Here is a 20,757-nt window from a genome sequence, read left to right on the forward strand (position 1 = left end):
GTCAGTACGAGAAACCGGGTACGGCGGTGTCTTGGTTCATTCCGCCGGCGAGGTAGGGCAGCCAGACCTTGCCGGCGTTGCGCTGCTCGGAGCGCGCGCCCGGCAGCAGGGCTTCGAGGTTGGTGCTGGCGGGCAGCGGGTGGACCAGGCGCGGGGTGACGATGATCACCAGCTCGGTCTCTTCCTGCGTGTAGTTGAGGTTCTTGAAGAAGGTGCCCAGGATGGGCAGGTCGCCCAGCACGGGCACCTTGCTGACGTTGGAGGTGGTGGCGCGGCTGACCAGCCCGCCGATGACGAAGCTCTCGCCATCGGCCAGCTCCACCGAGGTGTCCGCGCGGCGCGTGCGGATGGCGGGCACGGTGACGCCGCTGATGGTCACGCCGCTGTTGAAGTCCAGGTCGCTGGCCTCGGGCGAGACCTTCAGGGCGATGCGCTCGTCCGACAGGATGGTGGGCGTCAGCTGCAGCTTGATGCCGAATTCCTTGTACTGGATGGCAATGTTGCCGTCGCGCGCAGGCACGGGAATCGGCAGCTCGCCGCCGGCCAGGAAGCTGGCGTTCTGGCCGGTCTGTGCCAGCAGGGTCGGCCGGGCCAGCACGCGGGCCATGCCGTTGCCCTCGAGGATGCTCAGCTGCGTGACGATGCCGGCGCCGCTGAAGGCCTTGCCGAAGGTCATCACCAGGCTCATGGCGCTGGCAATGGCCGAGGAGGTGTTGTTGGACACGCTGCCCGATCCCGTGTTGCCCGAGCCCGTGCCGCCCGACCCGGTATTGCCCGTTCCCGTGCCCGTGCCGTTGGTATTGGTGCTGATGCTGCCGACCACGCCGGGGCTGAAGCTGCCGAAGCTGAAGCCCTGGTTGTTGCGCCCGCCGCTGTAGATATTGACGCCTACGCGCTTCATGGCGGATTTCTTGAACTCCACCACCTGCACGTCCACCTGCACGGTGTTGCTCCTGACATCGATCTGCGCGTTGTCCACCAGCGGCGTCTGGGCGGGCGCGCCCAGGCGCAGTTCGGCCACGGCCTGGGCATGCTCGGGGACCGAGGCCAGCCGCTTTTCCAGCAGCAGGTGCTGGCCTCTGACCTGAACCTCCCAGCGCTGGGGAACGCCGCCCTTGCGGGGCCACACCACCAAGCTGGTGCTGCCCTGGGCCTTGGGCGTGAGCAGCAGCTCGGTTCCGCCGGAGCCGGCACTGGCGCCGGAGCCGGAGCCGGAGCCGGAGCCCGGCGTGGCGCGCAGCAGTTTCACATCCAGCACATTGGGGTCGCCCACGGCGATGCGGACCGGAGCGTCGGCCAGCGCCATCAGGTGCTGGCGCCCGGCCACCAGTTGCAGGGATTCGCCAGAAAGCATGTCGCCGGCACCAGGGTTGGCCATGCCCTGGCCGGCAGCGGTGTCCGCTGGGGCAGACACCGCTGGCGTCAAGGCCAGCAAGGCCATGCTGCCGCACAGCGTCCAGACCGCCCTCTGCAGCGGCGTGGCCCCGGCCGTCGAGATGTTCTTGCACTTCATGGCATCTCCCTCTTGTTGTGTGTTGTCAGTAGTTCACCATCTGCACGGCCGCTCCGTTGTGCAGCTCCACCGTGCGTTCGCGCGGGACCCGCTGCGGCTGCGGCCGCACGGCGGGCGCGAGGGCCGTCATGGGCTGCGCGGCCGGCTTGCGGATGTTCCTGGCGTCGGCGCCGGTGGCCAGGTCCTGCATGCGCAGGCCGGCGAAGGCGCGGTCTGCACCCTCCAGCGTCTGGTCCTTCCTGAGGCGGCCGGCCACCGGCTGCAGCGCGCCGGGCAGGGCGGCGAAGAGCTTGGGATCGGGCACGGACAGGTCGTCCGGGTTGCGCAGCGCCAGGGTGAGCTGGCCGAATTTCTCGGCCAGCGTGAGGCGCTCCACATCGTCCAGCGGCACGGCCAGCACGGCCGATTGCACGTTCTCAGGGCGCTGGCCGGTCTGATCGCCGGCGCTGGCGCGGCGCAGCGGCGAGCCTGACGACTCCTTGTCCTGCTGTGCCTGGCGCTGGGCCGCCGACAGGGGCGGGCGCTCGACGCTGCCGGCGCCATAGGCCAGCACGCGGCTGCGCGCCAGCAGCAGCCGGGTCTGCGCGTCCACGGGCGCCTGGTCGGACTTGCCGTCCAGCGTGAAGTAGACATCCACAAAATCACCGGGGCGCACATGGTGGCCTGCGGCCATCTGCTCCCGGATGGCAATCGCAACGGCCCGCTGGCCCGGCTCCAGTTGCAGCGCCAGGCCGCTGAGCAGTTGCTGCTCGAACAGCGGGGTGCCCGGTGTGAGCGGCATCAGCGTGGTGCGGCCCAGCACGTCGTCGGTTGCGGCAAAGCTGCCCGGCACGGGGGCAGGCAGCTGGGCCAGCTTCACATCGTCGCTGCCGATGCGCTGGCCTGCGGCAATGGCCTGGGCCACGACCACGACGGCGTGCAGCTGGGCCGGTTCGGGGGCCGGCTGCGACGAGGCCGCGGGGGAGGGGGCAGCCACGGGGCGTGCGGGCTGGCTGCCCAGCATCCAGGCAAGGCCCGCAAGCACGATGGCAAGCCCCACCAGCAGTCCGGCAAGAATCTTGGTGAGGTTCATGGCTGGGACTCCTGGGGCAAGTGCGTTGCGACGGTGTTCAGGGCCGGGGGCTGCCCTGGCGCTTTCCTGCCATGGCGGAGAAGCTCCTCCAGGGCAGGAAAGCGTCCAGGCAGCGCACGGCCATGGCGTGTGGCGGAGCCGGTCCATGGACGGCGTGGAGGCAGGCAGGTGACAGGCATGGGCATCTCCGGTTCAGACAAGTGGCTGGCTGTGGCGCCAGGCCAGGGCGATGGCCGCAATGGCCATGTAGCCGGCATAGGGGATGGAGCGCTGGGGCTGGCGCGGTCCATCGGTGGCGCCTGCGGGCCGGGGCGTCGCGCCAAGGGGCGCCAGGCGGGCAGTCCAGGACAGGGCCGCGCTGGACAGGGGCAGCCGTGCCTGCAGCCACAGCCCGGTGGGGCTGTCCCGAAGGTGGCGCAGCGACAGAACCAGTGCACCGTGCAGGCCGGCCAGCAGGCTGCCGCCGGTCCAGATCAGCAGCAGGTCGAAGCCCCACCCGAACCACAGTCCCGCGACCGCGCCGAACTTGACGTCGCCCGCTCCCATCCAGCGCAGTGCATAGAAAGGAAGCAGTACGGCAAACCCCGCCAGCATGCCGGCCAGCGCGTTCCAGGCCGAGACCTGGAACGGCTGGGCCCCACTGGCCAGTGCGCCAGCGCCTGTGGCCAGGCCGAGCAGCACCATCCAGTTGCGCACGCGGCGGATGCGCAGATCCATGGCCGCAATCGTTGCGAGCCATGTGATGCAGACGCATAGCCATAGCGAGGTCGGCTCCATCTTCAGGGCGCAAGACCTGTGAGCTTGGTGGCCAACCGGTTGAACAGTCCGTTCAGATCGGTGCCCAGCGCGGTGGCGCCCACGACGATGCCCACGGCAATCAGCCCGGCAATCAGTCCGTACTCGATGGCGGTGGCGCCTTCCTCGTCTTTCCAGAAGTTCTTGATCGTTTCGGTCATGTCATGGTCCTTTCGGTTTGCAAGTTGCCTCGGGGCCGGTGGCCGGCATGGCGATCGCGCATCGGGCCGACCCCTTGCGGGTCCACTCGGATCGCGCCGGAGCCGGCGCTCAGGGCGTGAAGCCGGTGAGCTTGGTGGCGATCCGTGTGAACAGGCCGTTCAGATTGGTGCCCAGCGCAGTGGCGCCCACCACGATCCCCACGGCGATGAGGCCGGCGATCAAGCCGTACTCGATGGCGGTGGCGCCTTCCTCGTCTTTCCAGAAGTTCTTGATGATGTCGGTCATGGCATCGTCCTTTCGGTTGCAAAAGCCCATCGTTGTCGATGGCAGCGGCTGGCGATGGGCCCAAGCCGGCCGCTGCACGGGAACCCCTGCTTCCCACTTCACCACTGCTGTCGCGCGGCGGTGGTTTGAAAAGCGTCTGAAATGGGGCGCAACTGCTGCTCAAGGCGCAGCTGGATTCGTTGGGGCATGGCGCTGGCGGACAGGGTGGCCACGGCAGCGTCCATGGGTTCGGGGCGGGTGCGCGAGGGAGCCTGGCCGGGAGTCATGCCGGGCACCGTGCCGGGCGAGGGGTCCGGCGTGCCGCCACCTGCTGGAATGGGTTTTTGCGTGCTGAACAGCGCGTTCAGCCATTGGTCGGGCGGGTCCTGCGGCAGCAGGCGGCCGGTGGTGCGCGCCAGGCGCAGTTCGTTGATGCGCTGGTCGTAGATGGCGTCGGCCTCGTCCAGCAGCAGGCGCTGCATGTCCAGCTGGGCGTCCAGCACCTGGGCCAGGCTGCCGCGGCCGACTTCGAGCAGGCGCCGGCGGCCCTCGAAGGCGGCGCGCGCCTCGCGCACGGCGTCGGCCAGCTGGCTTTCGCGCTGGCGGCCGGACTGGGTGCGGCCCCAGGCGGCGGAGGCGGTCTCGCGCACCTGGCGGCGCACGGTTTCCTGTTGCGCTTCCTGGGCCTGCAGCTCGTTGATGGCCTTGAGGATGCGGTCGCGCAGCTCGAAGCCGTTGCCGAAGTTCCAGCTCAGCTCCACGCCGTAGCGCGTGCCCTCGGCATAGAGCACGCCGCTGGGGTCGCGCGTGTGGGCCACCACGGCGGCCAGGGTGGGAAAGCGCTGGGATTTGCTGCGGTCGACTTCGGCGCGGGCCTTCTCGATCTGCTGCTGCATTTCCTGCAGCTCGGGGCTGACGGCTTCGGACGCCTGCAGGGCCGAGTCTTCGCTGGCCGGCATCCATTGCTCGGGCACATTGAGCTGGGGCAGCCAGCCGGCCTGGGGCGTGAAGCCGAAGTAGCGCGTGAAGCGGGCCAGCGCATCCATGCGCTGCGACTCCAGCGCATGCTGCTGGGCCAGGGCGCCGGCCTGGCGCGAGGCGGCCTGGCGCAGGTCGTTGCGGCCCACGGCGCCCAGTTCGGCGCGGCGCTCCTCGATGCGCGCGAGCTGGCCGATGATGCGTGCCGACTCGGCCGCCACGCGCGCCTTGTCCTCGAAGCGGTGCAGCTCCAGCAGGGCGGTCAGTGCCTCCAGCAGCACGTTCTGGCGCGTGCCGTAGAGCACGCTGCCCTGGGCCGCTTCCTGCGATTCGGCCGAGCGGATGCCCGCGCCGATGGCTCCGCCATCGAGCAGGGCCATGCGCACTTCGGCATTGACGGCGGTGTACGACTCGCGGCCCCGGCGGAGCTTGGCATCGCCCGTGTTGGTGCCCACCTTGAAGGTGGGCCAGCGCGCGCCGCGCGCGGTGTTCACGTCATGCCCGGCCGATTCCAGCGCGGCGCGCGCCTTGCGCACGTCGGGGTATTCGTCGAGCAGGGCGTAGAGGGCATCGAGCAGGCGGCGCTGCCCGCTGTCGCTGGCCAGGGTGCCGGGCGTGAGCTGCTGGGCCAGGCGCAGGACCACGGCGTCGGGTACCGGGACGGATGCGGGTTCGGGTGAAGGTGCGTGAGCGTGAGCGGAGTCCGCCGTGACCGCCGCAGCCGTGGTGGCCAGGTCCGGTTCCTCGGCCGCCATGGGCGCGGCCTCAGCCTGCAGCGCCTGCAGGGCCGATACGCAGCAGGCAGCGGCCAGCAGCTGGCGCAGCCGGGCGTGCCAGCCTGTGGTGGGAGTGGACGGGCGGCCTTGCATCAGGGCTCCCGGAAGGCTTCGCTCTGGATGCGCAGCACGGGCCGCAGCAAGTACCAGATAAAGGGTTCGTGGCCCAGCAGCAGGTCGAGCTCGGCCTGCATGCCGGTGGTGATGCGGTTGTCGGTGCGGCCCACCCAGGGCTGCTCCAGGCTGGCCTGGATGCGGAAGTACGAGGGCGAGTCGGCCAGGTTGGGGTCGCGGTCGGCATCGGCAGCCACCAGGGTGACCTGGCCGGGCACCGAGCCGTAGCGCAGGAAATCGTAGGCCGAGATCTTCACCCGGGTGGGCTGGCCGGTGCGCACGTAGCCACGGTCGGCGGGGCTCAGGCGTGCTTCGACGATGACCTCGTCCTTGTCGGGCACGACTTCGAGGATGGGCTCGCCGGGCTTGACCACCCAGCCTGCACCCGAGCTGCGCAGTCCCTTGACGAAGCCGCTGGTGGGCGCCAGCACGGCGGTGCGCGTGCGCTGGGTCCGGGCGCGCACCAGGTCTTCGTTGAGGCTGGCCAGCTCGCGTTCGGTCTGGGCCAGTTCGTCGGAGGCGCGGCGGCGGAAGGCGCCCTGGGTCTCCTGCAGCTTGGCCTGGGCCTGCTCGATCTTGGCGCGGTTGCTGAACAGCGTCTGGCGCGATGCCGCCAGCTCGGCGCGGACCTGCTCCAGCGCCCGCTGCTTGTCCAGCACTTCCAGCTGGCCGATCAGCTGCTCGGCGGCGAGCTGCCCGGCAATGGAGGCTTCCTGCTGGTGCAGGCGCAGATTGGTCTCCAGCCCCTCAATGCGGGCCTGGACCTGGGCCACGTCGCCGCGCGCCTGCTGCAGCTGGGCCTGGGCCGCGGCAATGCTGCCCTGGTGTTCCAGCGCGCGGGCCGAGAAGGCGCCCAGCTCGGCCTGGACCACCTGCGGGTCCAGGTCGGCCGGGAAACTGGTGCGCTGCAGCGGCCTGCCCTGGCTTTCCGCGCCCAGCCGTACCTTGACCGCCTGGGCCGTGGCCATGCGCGCCGTGAGCTGTTCGAGGTTGAGGCTGTTGCCGCCCAGGTCGATCTCCAGCAGGGGCTGGCCCTGGGTCACGGCCTGGCCTTCGCGCACATGGACGGCGGTGACGATGCCGCCTTCCAGATGCTGCACGGTCTGCACGCGGTCGGAGGGGATGACCTGGCCGCTGGCCACCACCACGTTCTCCACGGGATAGAACAGGCCGGTGATCACCAGCGCGGTGACCGGGATGGCGAGCAGCCACTTGCCGCGCGCCAGGCCTGCCCAGCGCGATACGGGGGGCGTTGCGGGTGGCGTTGCGCCGGATGCATCCGCGCCGGCCCCGGCCGGCCCGGCCTCGAGCGGGCGGGATGGCTGGTGCGACTGGCGCAGCACCAGGGGCAGATCGTCGTAGCGGCCGGCTCTCATGAGGCAAGCTCCGGCGCGACGGCGGGCTGGTCGGGATGCGGGGCCTTGTCTGCGGGTGCGGGGGCCGCTGCGGGCACGGCGGCCTCGCGTGCCGTGCCGAACAGCTGGGGCAGCAGTTGCTGGGGCGAGCCATGGTCGATGCCGCCATCGCCGCGCACATGGTAGAGGTGCTGGGCCATGGAGGCCACGCGCAGCGAGTGCGTGACGACGATGACCGTGTGCTTGAGCGCAATCTGCCGCAGTGTCTGCAGCAGGGCGGTTTCGCTCTCGAAATCCAGGTCGTTGCTGGGCTCGTCCAGGATCAGCACGGAGGGGTTGCGCAGGAACAGCTGGGCCAGGGCCAGCTTGCGCAGCTCGCCCGCCGACAGGCCCGCGCCGCCTTCGCCCAGCACCGTCTGGTAGCCCTGGGGCAGGCGGCTGATGAAGCCATGCGCGCCCGAGATCTGGCAGGCGGTGACGATCTTGTGGTCGTCGGCATCGGGATTGACCATGCGCAGCCCGTCCACGATGGGGCCGCTGAACCAGTACACCTGCTGGGCCAGGCAGCCTATCCAGCGGCCCAGCTCGGCGCGCGGGAACTGGGCCATGTCGTATTCATCGATGAAGATGCGGCCCTGCGTGGGTTGGTAGAGCCCTGCCAGCAGCTTGGCCAGGGTGGACTTGCCGGCGCCGTTGCGCCCCACGATGGCGTGCAGCCCGCCGGGGCCGATCTCCAGCGAGGCCTGCTCCAGCGCCACATGGCCGCCCGGGTAATGGAAGCTGGCCTGGTCCAGGCGCAGCCGGCCCTGGGGACGCGGCAGGTCCACGGTCTCGGCCGTGATTTCGACGGGCTCCTCCAGCACGGACTGCAGGCGGCGTGCGGCCTCGTTGGCCTGGGCCAGCGAGCGCCAGTTGCTGGCCAGTTGCGAGATGGGGCCCAGCGCCTTGCCCGACAGCAGGTTCACGGCCATCAGGCTGCCGATGCTCATCCACTGCGCATTGATGGCAATGGCACCCACGGTGATCACCGCGATGGAGAACAGCGTCAGCAGCACGGTGCTGGCTTCGCGCGCGTTTTCCATCTCGCCGTTCTTGCCGAAGCTCTCGGCCAGCCAGCGGTCATAGCCGTTTTGCCAGTTCTGGCGCGCGGCGGCGTCGTAGCCCAGCACCTTCAGCGTGGCGCGGGCGTTGCAGACTTCGGCCGTGCCCCGGTCCAGCATGCGGGCCTGGGCGATTTCCTCCACGCGGCCGCTGCGCACCTCGTCGGCCCACCACCAGGCCAGCACGCCCATGATGAGCATGGCCACCAGGATCACCGGCAGCACGGGCCAGGCAATGATGCCGATGACCACCAGGGCCAGCAGGGCCATGGGCAGGTCCAGCAGCGAGGTCGCCAGGCCCCCGGACATGCCCGAGCGCATGGCGCTCACGTCGCGGAACAGCTGCAGCCACTGGCTGGAAGAGCGCTGCTCCAGCGCGGCCAGCGGGTGGCGCAGCATGGAATGCATCAGCGCCTGGGAGACATCGCGGTCGATCATGGCGCCGGCTTCGCGCAGGGCGCGGGCGCGCCGGCGGCGCAGCCACCATTCCAGGCCCAGGAAGCACAGCACGCCGGCCACCATGGCCGTGAGCGTGGCCGTGCCGCCGCGTGCAATGACGCGGTTGTAGACCTGCAGCAGGAAGATGGATGGCAACAGGCCCAGCACACTGATGGGCAGGGACAGCCACGCGGCACGGCGCAGCTGGTGAGCGGCCCGGTCGAAGGACTCGGCGATGGCAGTTGCAAAAGCCCCCACCGTCTCCGTTCCCGACGGCATCGCCGTGGCCTTGGCCAACTGGCGGGGAAGAAGGTATCGGATCATGTTCTGATGGGCTTAGTAAACGTCTTTACAAAATGTAAAGGCGCTCGTTTCCCAAATACTGTAGCGAGTTATATACAGTCCTCTATAAGTTTTATTCAATCAATAATGCATGTTCATTTGATTTTGATGTGGATCAAAGCGGATGGCGGGGCTGGACGCTATTAGGTGGGCCCCGTGTCCACTGAAACTGTCTCGTATGGCATCTGCGGCCAGGGCCAGATTGGTAGTGGCGCGGCCTGCCAACAAAACCGTGTCGCCTTTATGGGTTGTGCGAAGAAGTGAACAGATCAATTGATTGAGATCGTCATACCAATTGACGTGCAGAAGATCTGCCAGCGCCGCCGCCAGCTGCCGCAGCGGCTCGCCGTACAGCAGCACGCGCCGGGCCTGGGCCGCGCGCACCAGCGGCTCCAGCGCCAGCTGTGCAGTGTCCATGCTGACCTGGCCCGGCTGTATGCCGGCCAGCACGATCAGCCTGCGGCTGACATGGGGGGCGTGCTCCTGCAGCTGGGAAAAAGCAGCATGCATGGACAGTAAGTGGTTGCTCAGGCTGTGGTCCAGCAGGCAGATTCCACTGGGCAGCAGCTGCGGCTGGCCGGCGCCGATCAGCGGCCGCCAGTGCGCGAGCGAGGCCTGGACCTGTGCAGGCGCATAGCCCAGCGCATGCATGGCGGCCAGCGCGGCCTGAGCATTGCGGGCCATGTGGTGGCCATCCGATTGCAGGGAAATCCCGAGGCGCCGGTTGTCTATGCTTATTTGCAGATTTCCATTGTGAAACCCCATTTCACGGACCTGCGCATTGGAATGCGGACCGAAGGTGATGAGACGCATTCCCATGCGTTGGGCATTCTCAATAATGCACGGGTTTTCACCTATGTCTTGTTCGATCACCAATGCACTGCCTTTGTGCATATGCTGCATGGCTTCCACGACTTCCTGCAGCGCCTCGTATTTGCGGCAGGCGGACAGACCGGCCGGTCCGGACTGCTCGGAATCACCAGTACTGGGGATGTCATTAATTGAAAGATTAGTAATAACCAGAATGTCCGGATCAATCAGCGGCAGATCTCCACGCAGTGCCTGCAATGGCAGCTCCAGCAGGGCGCAGGGCGCTGCCTCGCTCCAGTTGATCATCTGCAGCGCCGTGCCCTGGGACAGCAGGGCGTCGCCCCGTGCATCGCCGCCGTCCTGCAGGCATTGGCGCAGCATGCCCAGGGTGGATGTCTTGCCCACGCAGCCGCTGACCGCGATCACGGGCGCCTGGATGCGGCGCCGGGCGGCCTGCGCCAGGCTGCGCAATCCTTCCTGTATGTCGGGCACATGCAGCACGGGCACGCCATGGTGCAGCAGGCCCTGCGGGCTGCTGCTGATCAGGGCCGAGGCCCGCAGCGTGGGCAGCGCGGCGGCCTGCACGCCCAGGGCCATGCCGGCACGCCGCACCAGCACGGCGGCGCCGGGCTGATGGTGCAGGCGGCTGGCGTCCAGCCCCGCGCAGCAGGTGCCGGTACCTCTGCCTTGCGCTGACGGGGCATCCAGCCAGCGTCCGTTCATCAGCTCGGCCAGTGCAGGGCCTTCCCAGGACATGGACGGGTACAGGGTCCCGGCCGCGGGCGAGAAAGCCGGCCGGCCCGCGGCCTCGCCGTCGCGCGCCCCCGGCAAGCAGGCCCTGGCAGGGCTGCCGTCCGCATCCGGGCCATTGCCGGCCTGCGCAGGCACGGCCTCGCCTTCGCCTTCGGTTTCGTGCTCCGGTTCGGTTTCGGCCACGGCGTGGCTGGCAGCCGAGCGCAGTGCCTGGGCCAGCGCGTCCAGCAGCTCCAGGCCGGCCAGGCTGGATGCCAGCAGCCAGGCGATTTCGCGCGGGGACTGCAGCACCTGGCGCAGGCTGGCGTCGGCAAAGGCGGCATGGCGGCGCCGGGCGGGCGGCAGGTACAGCGCCTGTTCCGGCCAGATGGCGCGCTGGGCCAGGGCCTGCAGATGGCGCTGCAGGCCGATCTGCCACTGGCGCAGCAGGTCCGTGGGCTGTGGCTCCAGGCCAGCGTCGAGCTGCAGGCTTTCGACCAGTGCAATGCCTATCCAGCGAGCGCAGGGGTCGTCGGCCTGCCCGCCAGGGCGGTCATCGGGGCTGCCGGGCATGCGCAGCAGCGGCGGCAGCGCGGCCTGCAGGAAGGCGGCGGGCAGGACGGCCGTCTCGGGCAGGGCGCTGCGCGCCGCACGCAGCGTGGGGCTGTCGCTGGTGGGCGGGCGGGAGCTGGCATAGGCATGCATGGCCAGTTCGGCCCAGCTCAGCAGGGGCTGGCCGCTGCGGGATGCATCGGCGTGGGCCGCAGCCTCGGCCTTGGTGGCGCTGGCCGACGCGGCCGCGGTGGACAGCAGGCTTTCCGCCAGCGGGTCCATCAGCGCCGGAATGCGGGCGCGGGCCTGGCTGTCGGCCCCCGGCCCCAGCACAAAACTGTTGCGCAGGTGGCGGGCCAGCACCAGCATGGCCAGCGCGCCGGACAGGCAGTCGCCGGGCAGCGGCTGCAGCCGCTGCTCCACATGGCCCATGGCCAGCGCAATGGCCTGCGCCAGTGCGGCGCTGCCCGCATGGCGCTGGGCCTGCAGCAGGGCGTAGGTCACGCCCAGGTGGTCGCACACGTCTTCGCAACCGGGCCAGCTCCCTTCCTTGCCCTGTTGCGCCAGCAACTGCTGGACCGCGGCGTGCACCGGCACGAGGTGTGGCCACAGGCGCTGCTGCGGCGGGTCGGTTCGCGGCACGGCCAAGGCGGGATGCTCACCGCTGATGTACATGCCGCGCAGGTGCAGCAGCAGGCAGGGGGGATGCAGGGGGCGTGGGAGGGGGGGCTCATCGTCGGGTGCGCCGGCAGCCCCACCCTGGGGCGGATCGGGCAGCAAGGGGTGCAGCAACTGCGCGCGCTCCAGGCTGGCATCGGCCAGGGCAAGGGAGCGCAGGGGCATCTCGGTCCAGGCACGGCAATCGGGCAGGGGACTGTCCGCCTCCAGGGGTGTGATGTCCTGGACCCAGTCGATGCGCAGATCGACCTCATCGCGCTTGCGGGCCCAGGCCCACTGGCGCACGCGGGTCGCTCCCTCGCGCCAGGCGGCCTCCAGCGTGGTGGCGCGTACATGGAAGACGGAGGCGGCCTTGTTCTCGGCCGCCACCGTGAAGAAAAGAATGCAGCCGGGGTAGGGCTCGGGCAGCAACACCATGTGCCGTGCCAGGTACTCCAGGCCATTTGCCAATTGCTGCGACAACATGCTCTCGGCCTCGGTCAAGGTCAGTGGGAGGCTGCGCTTCCCGTGGGGACGGGACGCCGGGCTGCGGTGCGCTGACCGCGTACGGATCTGTTCTTTCATGGCGGCCCGGCGGCAGGCGAGTGCGGAGCGCGGCGGCTCAGCGGTAGTCGAATTCCACGCGCCGGTTGCGCTGGTGGGCGTCTTCGCTCGTGCCTTCGTCGGCCAGCCGCTCCTTGCCGTAGCTGACGGACTCCACGCGGGCCGGATTCACTCCCAGCAGCTGCAGGCTGTTGCGCACCGCGTCGGCACGTTTTTGGCCGAGCGCCAGGTTGTATTCGATGCCGCCGCGCCTGTCCGTATGGCCGCGCAGCATCACCGAGCGGCCGGGATTGCTGCGCAGCCACTGCGCATGGCTTTCCACGATGGCCCGGTCGCTGCTGCGGATGGTGTAGGCGTCAAAGTCGAAGTAGACGATGTGGGCGACATTGGCGGGACCGCGCTGGTCGGCCTGGCTCGTGGCCACCACGGGTGCGACGCCGGAGCTGGCCGGCGCAGGCGCCGGGGCCTTGCCGAAGGCGTAGTGGTGTTCGGAACGCTGCGTGCTGGTGGTGGCGGTGGAACCGCAGGCGGCCAGGCCTGCGGCCAGCAGCACGATGGTGCACAGCCTGAAAGTGTGTGACATGGAAAATCTCCTGGGACGTGCGCCGCCACCGCGAGGCGGCGGCGCAGGGAAGGAATGCGGCGCCCGCAGGCGCCGCTGCAGCTCACAGCAGGGCGTTGTGGTGCAACTGCTGCGTCAACACGCTGGCTGCTGCATCGGCCGTGCTGCTGGCATGGCTGCTGATGGAGGTGGCAATCGGATCCAGCTCGGCCGCAGAGGCCGTTGCCGCTTGCGAAGTGCCGCCCAGAAGGCCTCCGAGCAGTCCGCCACCGGACGATCCCCCCAGCAGCCCGCCCAGCAGGCCGCCGCCACTGCTGCCGCCACCCAGCAGTCCGCTGACGATGCCGTTGTCGCCGGCCACCGTGTTGACCACACCGCTGACGATGCCGTTGTCGCCGGCCACCGTGTCCAGCACGCCGCTGACGACGCCGTTGTCACCGGCCACGGTCTCCAGCAGGCCGCCGACCAGGCCGGTGCCGCCCGTGAGGCCACCCAGCAGGCCACCGTCGCCGCCGAGCAGCCCGCCGACGATGCCGTTGTCGCCGGCCACGGTGTCGAGCAGGCCGCCGACCAGGCCGGTGTCGCCCGTGAGGCCGCCCAGCAGGCCACCGTCGCCGCCGAGCAGGCCGCCAACGATGCCGTTGTCGCCGGCCACGGTGTCGAGCAGGCCGCCGACCAGGCCGGTGTCGCCCGTGAGGCCGCCCAGCAGGCCACCGTCGCCGCCGAGCAGGCCGCCAACGATGCCGTTGTCGCCGGCCACGGTCTCCAGCAGGCCGCCGACCAGGCCGGTGTCGCCCGTGAGGCCGCCCAGCAGGCCACCGTCGCCGCCGACCACGCCGCCAGCCACGCCGCCAACCACGCCGCCCAGTAGGCCGTCGCCTCCCGTCAGACCGGCCAGCACGCCGTTGACGGTGCCGATCACCGGCTGCAGTGCCTGGCCCTGGACCTGCGTCAGGCCGTTGGCCAGGTCCGTCACCACGCCCAGCGGGCCGCCGTTCACCTGGGTCACGCCTTCGACCAGGCCCGTGACCACGGACAGGGCGCCGGTGCCGGGGTTGATCACCGCATCCAGCACCTGGCCCACAGGCGCTCCGGCCGTGCCGCCGAGCAGGTCATCGACGGTGTTCTGCACCGTGGTGACCAGACCTTCGCCGCTGCCTGTGCCGCCACCCGGGACCAGGCCGCCCAGCAGCCCGCCGACCAGGCCGTCCTCGCCGAGCACGCCACCCAGCAGGCCGCCGTCACCGCCCAGCAGGCCGCCGACCAGGCCGTCGTCGCCGAGCACGCCACCCAGCAAGCCGCCGTCACCGCCGAGCAAGCCACCGACCAGGCCGTCGTCGCCAAGGACGCCACCCAGCAGGCCGCCGTCACCGCCCAGCAAACCGCCGACCAGGCCGTCGTCGCCAAGGACGCCACCCAGCAAGCCGCCGTCACCGCCGAGCAAGCCACCGACCAGGCCGTCGTCGCCAAGCACGCCACCCAGCAAGCCGCCGTCACCGCCCAGCAAACCACCGACCAGGCCGTCGTCGCCGAGCACGCCACCCAGCAGGCCGCCGTCACCGCCGACCACACCACCCAGCAGGCCATCGCCGCCGGTCAGGCCGGCCAGCACGCCGTTGACGGTGCCGATCACCGGCTGCAGCGCCTGGCCCGGGACCTGCGTGAGACCGTTGGCCAGGTCCGTCACCACACCCAGCGGACCGCCGTTGACCTGGGTCACGCCTTCCACCAGACCCGTGACCACGGACAGTGCGCCGGTGCCGGGGTCGATCAGCGCATCCAGTACCTGGCCCACAGGCGCTCCGGCCGTGCCACCGAGCAGGTCGCCAACGGTGTTCTGCACCGTGGTGACAAGGCCGTCGCCGCTGCCTGTGCCGCCGCCCGGAACCAGGCCGCCCAGCAGTCCGCCGACCAGGCCGTCCTCGCCGAGCACGCCACCCAGCAGGCCGCCGTCACCGCCGAGCAGGCCGCCGACCAGGCCGTCGTCGCCAAGGACGCCACCCAGCAGGCCACTGTCACCGCCCAGCAGGCCGCTGACCAGCTCGCCGATGCCGCCTTCACCCAGGCCGCTGCCCAGGCCGGCAATCAGCCCGTTGAGGGTTCCGATCACGGGCTGCAGTGCCTGGCCATCGACCTGGGTCAGGCCGTTGACCAGCTCGGTCAGCACGCCCAGGGGGCCGCCGTCCACGCTGGTCAGGCCTTCCAGCAGGCCGGTGACGACCGAGGCCGTTCCATCGGTGGGATTGGCCAGCGCGTCCAGCAGTTGGCCCACAGGGGCTGCGACGGTGCCGCCGAGCAGGCCGTCCACCACGTCCTGGACCGTGGTGACCAAGCCGTCACCGCTGCCGCCTCCCGTGCCGCCCGGGATCAGGCCGCCCAGCAGGCCGTCGACCAGTTCACCGATGCCGCCTTCACCCAGGCCGCTGCCCACGCCGGCAATCAGGCCGTTGAGGGTGCCGATCACCGGCTGCAGGGCCTGGCCGTCCACCTGGGTCAGGCCGTTGACCAGTTCGGTCAGCACGCCCAGGGGGCCGCCGTCCACGCTGGTCAGGCCTTCCAGCAGGCCGGTGACGACCGAGGCCGTTCCATCGGTGGGATTGGCCAGCGCGTCCAGCAGTTGGCCCACAGGGGCTGCGACGGTGCCGCCGAGCAGGCCGTCCACCACGTCCTGGACCGTGGTGACCAGGCCTTCTCCCGTGCCGCCACCCGTGCCGCCGCCGGGCACCAATCCACCCAGCAGGCTGCCGACCAGTCCGCCGAGCCCATCTTCGCCCAGGCCGTTGCCCAGGCCGGCAATCAGCTCGTTGAGCGTGCCGATCACCGGGGCCAGGCCTTCGCCGTCCACCTGGGTGAGGCCGTTGACCAGTTCGGTCAGCACGCCCAGGGGGCCGCCCTCGACATTGGTCAGGTTCTCCAGCGCGCCGGTCACGGTGGACAGCAGTCCGTCCGTGGGGTTGGCCAGGGCATCCAGCAATTGGCCCACAGGCGCTGCCACCGTGCCGCCCAGCAGGCCGTCCACGACGTCCTGCACGGACGTGACCACCCCGCTGTCAGGCGTGCCGGGCGGGTTGCCCGTTCCGCCGCCCACCAGGCCGCCCAGCAGGCCACCCACGCCGGCGAGCAGGCCGCCCAGCGCGCCGTCTTCGTCGAGCAGGCCGCCGAGCACGTTGTCCACTACCGTGCCGATGGAGCCGCCGGAGCCAGCTTCATCCAGGCCCTTGAGCAGCTCATTGAGCGTGCTGATCAGGGGCTCCAGGCCCTGGTTCTGGATGTTGACCAGGCCGTCCACCAGCTCGGTGAGCACGCCCAGCGGCCCGCCATTGGTGCTGGTCAGGCTCTCCAGCAGGCCTGTCACCCCGGACAGCGTGCCGCTGCCGGGATTGACCAGCGTATCGATCAGGTTGCCCACCGGGCCGGCGACCGTGCCACCGGACAGCGCACCCACCACGTCCTGCACGGAGGTGATCAGGCCGTGGCCGTCCGTGGGATCCGTCGGATTGGTGGGGTCCGTGGGATTGGTCGGGTTCGTCGGGTCCGTGGGATTGGTGGGGTTGGTCGGGTTCGTGGGATCCGTGGGGTTGGTCGGATTGGTGGGGTTCGTAGGATTGGTCGGGTTCGTGGGATCCGTGGGGTTGGTCGGATTGGTGGGGTTCGTAGGATTGGTGGGGTTCGTGGGATCCGTGGGGTTGGTCGGATTGGTGGGGTTCGTAGGGTTGGTCGGGTTCGTGGGATCCGTGGGGTTGGTCGGATTGGTCGGGTTCGTAGGATTGGTCGGGTTCGTGGGATCCGTGGGATTGGTCGGATTGGTGGGGTTCGTAGGATTGGTGGGGTTCGTAGGGTTCGTAGGGTTCGTAGGGTTCGTAGGGTTCGTCGGATCCGTGGGATTCGTAGGATTCGTAGGATTCGTAGGATTCGTCGGGTTGGTGGGATCCGTCGGATTGGTCGGGTTGGTCGGGTTCGTGGGATTGGTCGGATTCGTGGGATCCGTGGGGTTGGTCGGATTCGTGGGATCGGTCGGCACCGGGGGGGCTGGGTCGTCGTCGTCGTTGCTGGCTGCGGCGATCAGGCCCACGCCGCCCGCGCCGATCAGGCCGGCCAGCAGGAAGTCGCTGAGCACGGAGCCGCCGGCTGCGGCTGCGGCGCTTTCCTTGGTCACGATCAGGCCCACGGCGTCACCGTCACTGGCGGGCGCCACCTGGACGTTGCCAGATGCCAGGTCCAGCACCATGGCGCCTGCGCCATCACCCTCGCGCTGGGCCAGCGTGGCCTGGGTGCCGCCCTCGAAGGTGCCGACCAGGGTCTGGCCGTCCTTGCCCTGGAACAGCGCCTTGGCGCTGCCATCGGCGGGCACGATGATCTTGTCGCCGACCTGCAGGGCACTGCCCGGCTGGGCCATCAGGGTTTCCCCATTGCGCACGATCTGCACGCCCGGGCTGACCTGGGACAGCGTGGCGGGAGGCGTGCCCCGGGGCATGACCGCTGCGGCTGCGCCGGGCTGCATGTTCGACGTATTGAGCTGCGCAAGCACAACGCTGGAGGGCTGCGGGTCACCGAACTGCACGGGGCTGACGGTGGTGTTGCCGGTGGGCTGCATCGATTGGGCGGTCATTTACTCTCTCCAGACAAGGGTTGAGACGACAAGGTCAGACGGTGGCTTGGAAGCCGTGAAAAATCTGTCGAGCCCTTTTGTGCAACATGCATGCCACGTGCACGCTGCAGGTCCGGATGGCCTAGGAATCATCCTAAGATATTGATTTGTATGGATTTATCTATTGATCACAATGTCTCATCAAGGGTCTGTTACGGCACACGTTACGTAACGCTGCCGGGTCTGCTCCGTTACTCGGGCGCCGGTGCCGCGCCATGTTTCATGGCCCTTGACTCGCGGGCCCATGCAGCGGGGCAAGATGGCTTTCGCCTATAAAATCGCTGGCTTTTGGCTGCAGGCGTGTATCGGCGCATGCAGTAAGCCCAAAAGCGAACAGGCCCGTCTTCCAACTTTCATTGCGTAGAGAGCGCCCATATGCTGATTTCGTCCAGAGTTCCGTCGCGAGTGCCGGGTCGTACCTATTTGCGGATAGCCCGGCCCGTGGCCATTGCCGCCTTCAGTCTGGGGGCGGCTTTGTGCGGGGCGTTTGCCCATGCATCGCAGGAGGCGGTGGACGAGGTCTCACGGCTGCTGGAGCAGGGCAAGGCGCCCCAGGCCGCCAAGCAGGCCGAGGCCTATCTCAAGCAAAACCCGGCCGATGTGCAGATGCGCTTTCTGCAGGGCGTGATCGCCGCGGAGCAGCGCCAGAACGCCCAGGCCATCAAGATCTTCACGGCGTTGACCCGTGACTACCCCAGCCTGCCCGAGCCCTACAACAACCTGGCCGTGCTGTACGCCGCCGAAGGCCAGGAACGCAAGGCCTCGGAAGTGCTGGAGCAGGCCATTCGCACCAACCCCAGCTACGCCACGGCGCATGAGAACCTGGGCGACCTGTATGCGCGCATGGCCAGCGATGCCTATGCCAAGGCCTTGCAGCTGGACGGATCGCGCCAGGCCATCCAGCCCAAGCTGGCCCTGATCACGCAGATCTTCCCAAAGCAAGGTGGTGCCCAGGGCAAGACGGTCCAGGCTGCAGCTGCCTCGACCAAGGTCGCCGATGCCAAGGCGGCCGATGCCAAGGCCCGCGAATCCGACGCCAAGCTGGCCGAGGCCCGCGCCGCCGAGACCAAGGCGGCAGAGGCCAAGGCCGCCGAATTCAAGGCCGCTGAAGTGAAGGCGGCCGATGCCAAGGCAGCGCAGGCCAAGGCCGCAGAAGCCAAGGCCGCAGAGGCCAAGGCCGCAGAGGCCAAGGCAGCGGAGGCCAAGGCAGCGGAGGCCAAGCTGGCCCAGGCCAAGGCAGCGGAGGCCAAGGCAGCGGAAGCCAAGGCCGCCGAGACCAGGCTGGCCCAGGAGAAGGCTGCCCAGGCCGCACAGGACAAGGCGCGCGCTGCCGAGGAAGCCAGGCAGGCTGCGGCCAAGGCCGCCGCCGTGACCACCACCGCTGCGGCCCCTGCCGCCGCCGCTGTGGCCGCCGCCGAGCCCGCCAAGGCAGCGCCTGCCGTCGACGAGAAGAAGGCGGCCCAGTCGGCCGCAGCGCAGGAAGTGGAGGCCGCCGTCAAGGCCTGGTCCACCGCCTGGGCCGGACAGGACATGGACCGCTACCTGGACGCCTACAGCGACCACTTCTCCCCGGCCGATGGCAGCAGCCTGGCCAAGTGGAAGGAACAGCGCCGCCAGCGCATTGTCGGACGCACCACCATCGTCGTCACCGTGCGCGACCTCAAGGTGACGGTGGACGGCGACAAGGCCACGGCCCAGTTCCGCCAGTACTACGCATCGGGCGCGCTCAAGACCACGACCCGCAAGACCCTGCGCATGCAGCGCGAAAAGGGACAATGGCGCATCACCCACGAAGGAACCGGTTCCTGATGCCTGAAAGAGCGCGCCCCCTGGCACGGTCATCCGCCGGCTTGCTGCGCCTGCATGCGCGGGCCGCCGGCGTGGCTGTGCTGCTGGCCGCTCTGTCCACGATGTCGTTCGGCACGGCGGCCTACGCCAAGCCGGCCAAGGCCTCCAAGACGGCATCCGCCAAGCCCGCAACGGGCAAGACCAGCAAGACCGGCAAGGCCGGCGCAGCCAGGCTGAGCTCGGCGTCGGGCAAGACGGCCGTGGCCGCTGCTGCGGTGGCGGCCACGGCAGGCGGCGCTGCTGCCACGGCAGGCCAGGCCAAGGCGGCGGCCGGCTCGCAAAGCCAGGCGGAGGCCCGCCTGCTGGCCATCATCCGCCAGGTGGAGCAGCGGGATCTGGATGGCGCCCTGAAGGCGGCCGCCGATCTCACCGCCGAAGTCCCCAATTTCCGCGCAGCCCAGCTGGTGTATGCAGACCTGCTGCGCTTCAAGACCGGCCGTGCCGGCGAGGTGCTGGCGGGCACGCCCGTGGCTGCGTCCGCCGCTCCCAGCCATCCGGGCCAGGGCGTGCTGGTGCGGCACAACCTGTCCGTGGGCAGCGTCACACGGCTGGAGGGTCCGGCCAGTCCCGCGCAGGCCCAGCTGCAGGATCTGCAAAACGAACTCAAGCGCCGCCTGCAGGCGGACAGCGGCGCGCCGCCTGCGGGTTCCGTTCCCGGCGAGTTTTTGATGCTGGGCGCATCCGTGCGGCATGCCATTGCCATCGACGCCAGCAAGTCGCGGCTGTACCTGTTCGCCCATGAGGCAGGCGGTCTGCGGCTGCTGGGGGACTTCTATGTCTCCGTGGGCAAGCTGGGCACCGACAAATGGCAGGAAGGCGACCAGCGCACGCCGCTGGGCATCTACTTCGTGGGCCGCCACATCCCCGGGCCCCGTCTGCCGGAGTTCTATGGCAAGGGTGCGCTCACGGTGAACTTTCCCAATGACTGGGACAAGGCCGTGGGCCGCTCGGGCAGCGGCATCTGGCTGCATGGCTCGCCGCCCGACCAGTTCTCGCGGGCGCCCGAGGCCAGCGATGGCTGCCTGGTGCTGGCCAACCCCGATCTCACCTTGCTCATGCAGACCGTGGACCGGCAGACGCCGGTGCTGATCCGCGAAAAGCTGCAATGGGTGGCCCCCAAGGCCCAGGCCCAGCAGAAGGCGGCAGACGCCTTCGTGCGCGTCATCGACGACTGGAAGAGCGCCTGGAACGGTGCGGACCCGCGCAAGCTGGCCGCCCTCTACGCGCCCGACCTGCTGCAGTCGCCGGCCTCGCGCACATCACAGGAGCGGCTGGCCGCCTACCTCAACCGCCCCGGCGTGACGCTGCAGGACCTGTCCATCTATTCCTGGAAGGACGCCAAGGGCGAGATCCGCGTGGTCAACCTGCGCGCCAGCAGCAAGTCCTTTGCCGAGGGCCTGCCGCTGCGCCAGTACTGGCGCAAGACGGGCGGGCGCTGGCAGCTTTTCTCCGAGGACGTGATGGGCTGAGCCCGG

General features: G+C 69.6%; 13 protein-coding genes. 2 read left to right on the forward strand and 11 right to left on the reverse strand.

Annotated features, from left to right (window positions below; all coding sequences use genetic code 11):
• Window position 1: 1 nt before the first annotated feature.
• From PO605_RS00685 to PO605_RS00735, 11 genes are all read right to left on the reverse strand, one after another.
• Complete coding sequence (locus PO605_RS00685) at window positions 2-1,513, reverse strand: type II and III secretion system protein family protein (RefSeq protein ID WP_047471304.1); 1,512 nt, start codon at window positions 1,511-1,513, stop codon at window positions 2-4.
• A gap of 25 nt (window positions 1,514-1,538) precedes the next feature.
• Window positions 1,539-2,585 carry a Flp pilus assembly protein CpaB gene (gene cpaB, locus PO605_RS00690; protein ID WP_272205770.1) on the reverse strand — a complete coding sequence of 349 codons (1,047 nt, stop codon included), beginning with the start codon at window positions 2,583-2,585 and terminating at the stop codon, window positions 1,539-1,541.
• A gap of 192 nt (window positions 2,586-2,777) precedes the next feature.
• Window positions 2,778-3,362 (reverse strand): A24 family peptidase, encoded by a 585-nt coding sequence (locus PO605_RS00695; protein ID WP_272205771.1) that lies wholly within the window; start codon window positions 3,360-3,362, stop codon window positions 2,778-2,780.
• A gap of 2 nt (window positions 3,363-3,364) precedes the next feature.
• The gene (locus PO605_RS00700; protein WP_016454539.1) at window positions 3,365-3,541 is read right to left on the reverse strand and encodes a Flp family type IVb pilin; all 177 of its coding nucleotides are present in this window, start codon (window positions 3,539-3,541) and stop codon (window positions 3,365-3,367) included.
• 109 nt (window positions 3,542-3,650) lie between these two features.
• Window positions 3,651-3,827: a Flp family type IVb pilin gene (locus PO605_RS00705; protein ID WP_016450680.1), complete on the reverse strand. Its 177-nt coding sequence runs from the start codon at window positions 3,825-3,827 to the stop codon at window positions 3,651-3,653.
• Window positions 3,828-3,925: 98 nt separating this feature from the next.
• Window positions 3,926-5,653, reverse strand: a complete 1,728-nt coding sequence (locus tag PO605_RS00710; protein WP_272205772.1) for a TolC family protein — start codon at window positions 5,651-5,653, stop codon at window positions 3,926-3,928.
• A complete protein-coding gene (locus PO605_RS00715; RefSeq protein ID WP_016450682.1) occupies window positions 5,653-7,050 on the reverse strand; it encodes an HlyD family type I secretion periplasmic adaptor subunit in 1,398 nt (465 codons plus the stop codon). The genes PO605_RS00710 and PO605_RS00715 overlap by 1 nt, the downstream gene beginning before the upstream one ends.
• On the reverse strand, window positions 7,047-8,891 hold the full coding sequence (locus PO605_RS00720; protein ID WP_047469076.1) for a peptidase domain-containing ABC transporter: 1,845 nt from the start codon (window positions 8,889-8,891) through the stop codon (window positions 7,047-7,049). The genes PO605_RS00715 and PO605_RS00720 overlap by 4 nt, the downstream gene beginning before the upstream one ends.
• Window positions 8,892-8,990: 99 nt before the next feature.
• On the reverse strand, window positions 8,991-12,146 hold the full coding sequence (locus tag PO605_RS00725; RefSeq protein ID WP_272205773.1) for a Mur ligase: 3,156 nt from the start codon (window positions 12,144-12,146) through the stop codon (window positions 8,991-8,993).
• A 136-nt stretch (window positions 12,147-12,282) separates the two neighbouring features.
• Complete coding sequence (locus PO605_RS00730) at window positions 12,283-12,807, reverse strand: OmpA family protein (RefSeq protein ID WP_047467972.1); 525 nt, start codon at window positions 12,805-12,807, stop codon at window positions 12,283-12,285.
• Window positions 12,808-12,889: 82 nt separating this feature from the next.
• Window positions 12,890-17,395, reverse strand: a complete 4,506-nt coding sequence (locus tag PO605_RS00735; RefSeq protein ID WP_272205774.1) for a hypothetical protein — start codon at window positions 17,393-17,395, stop codon at window positions 12,890-12,892.
• Between the two features lie 480 nt (window positions 17,396-17,875).
• On the opposite strand from PO605_RS00735, the gene PO605_RS00740 reads away from it, so the two are divergent.
• A complete protein-coding gene (locus PO605_RS00740) occupies window positions 17,876-19,243 on the forward strand; it encodes a L,D-transpeptidase Cds6 family protein (protein ID WP_272205775.1) in 1,368 nt (455 codons plus the stop codon).
• Window positions 19,243-20,751, forward strand: coding sequence for a L,D-transpeptidase family protein (locus PO605_RS00745; RefSeq protein ID WP_016452650.1), 1,509 nt, complete (start codon window positions 19,243-19,245; stop codon window positions 20,749-20,751). Before PO605_RS00740 ends, PO605_RS00745 begins: the two co-directional genes overlap by 1 nt.
• Window positions 20,752-20,757: the final 6 nt, after the last annotated feature.

It is taken from the genome of Delftia sp. DT-2, assembly GCF_028401915.1.
GTDB lineage: Bacteria > Pseudomonadota > Gammaproteobacteria > Burkholderiales > Burkholderiaceae_C > Comamonas > Comamonas tsuruhatensis.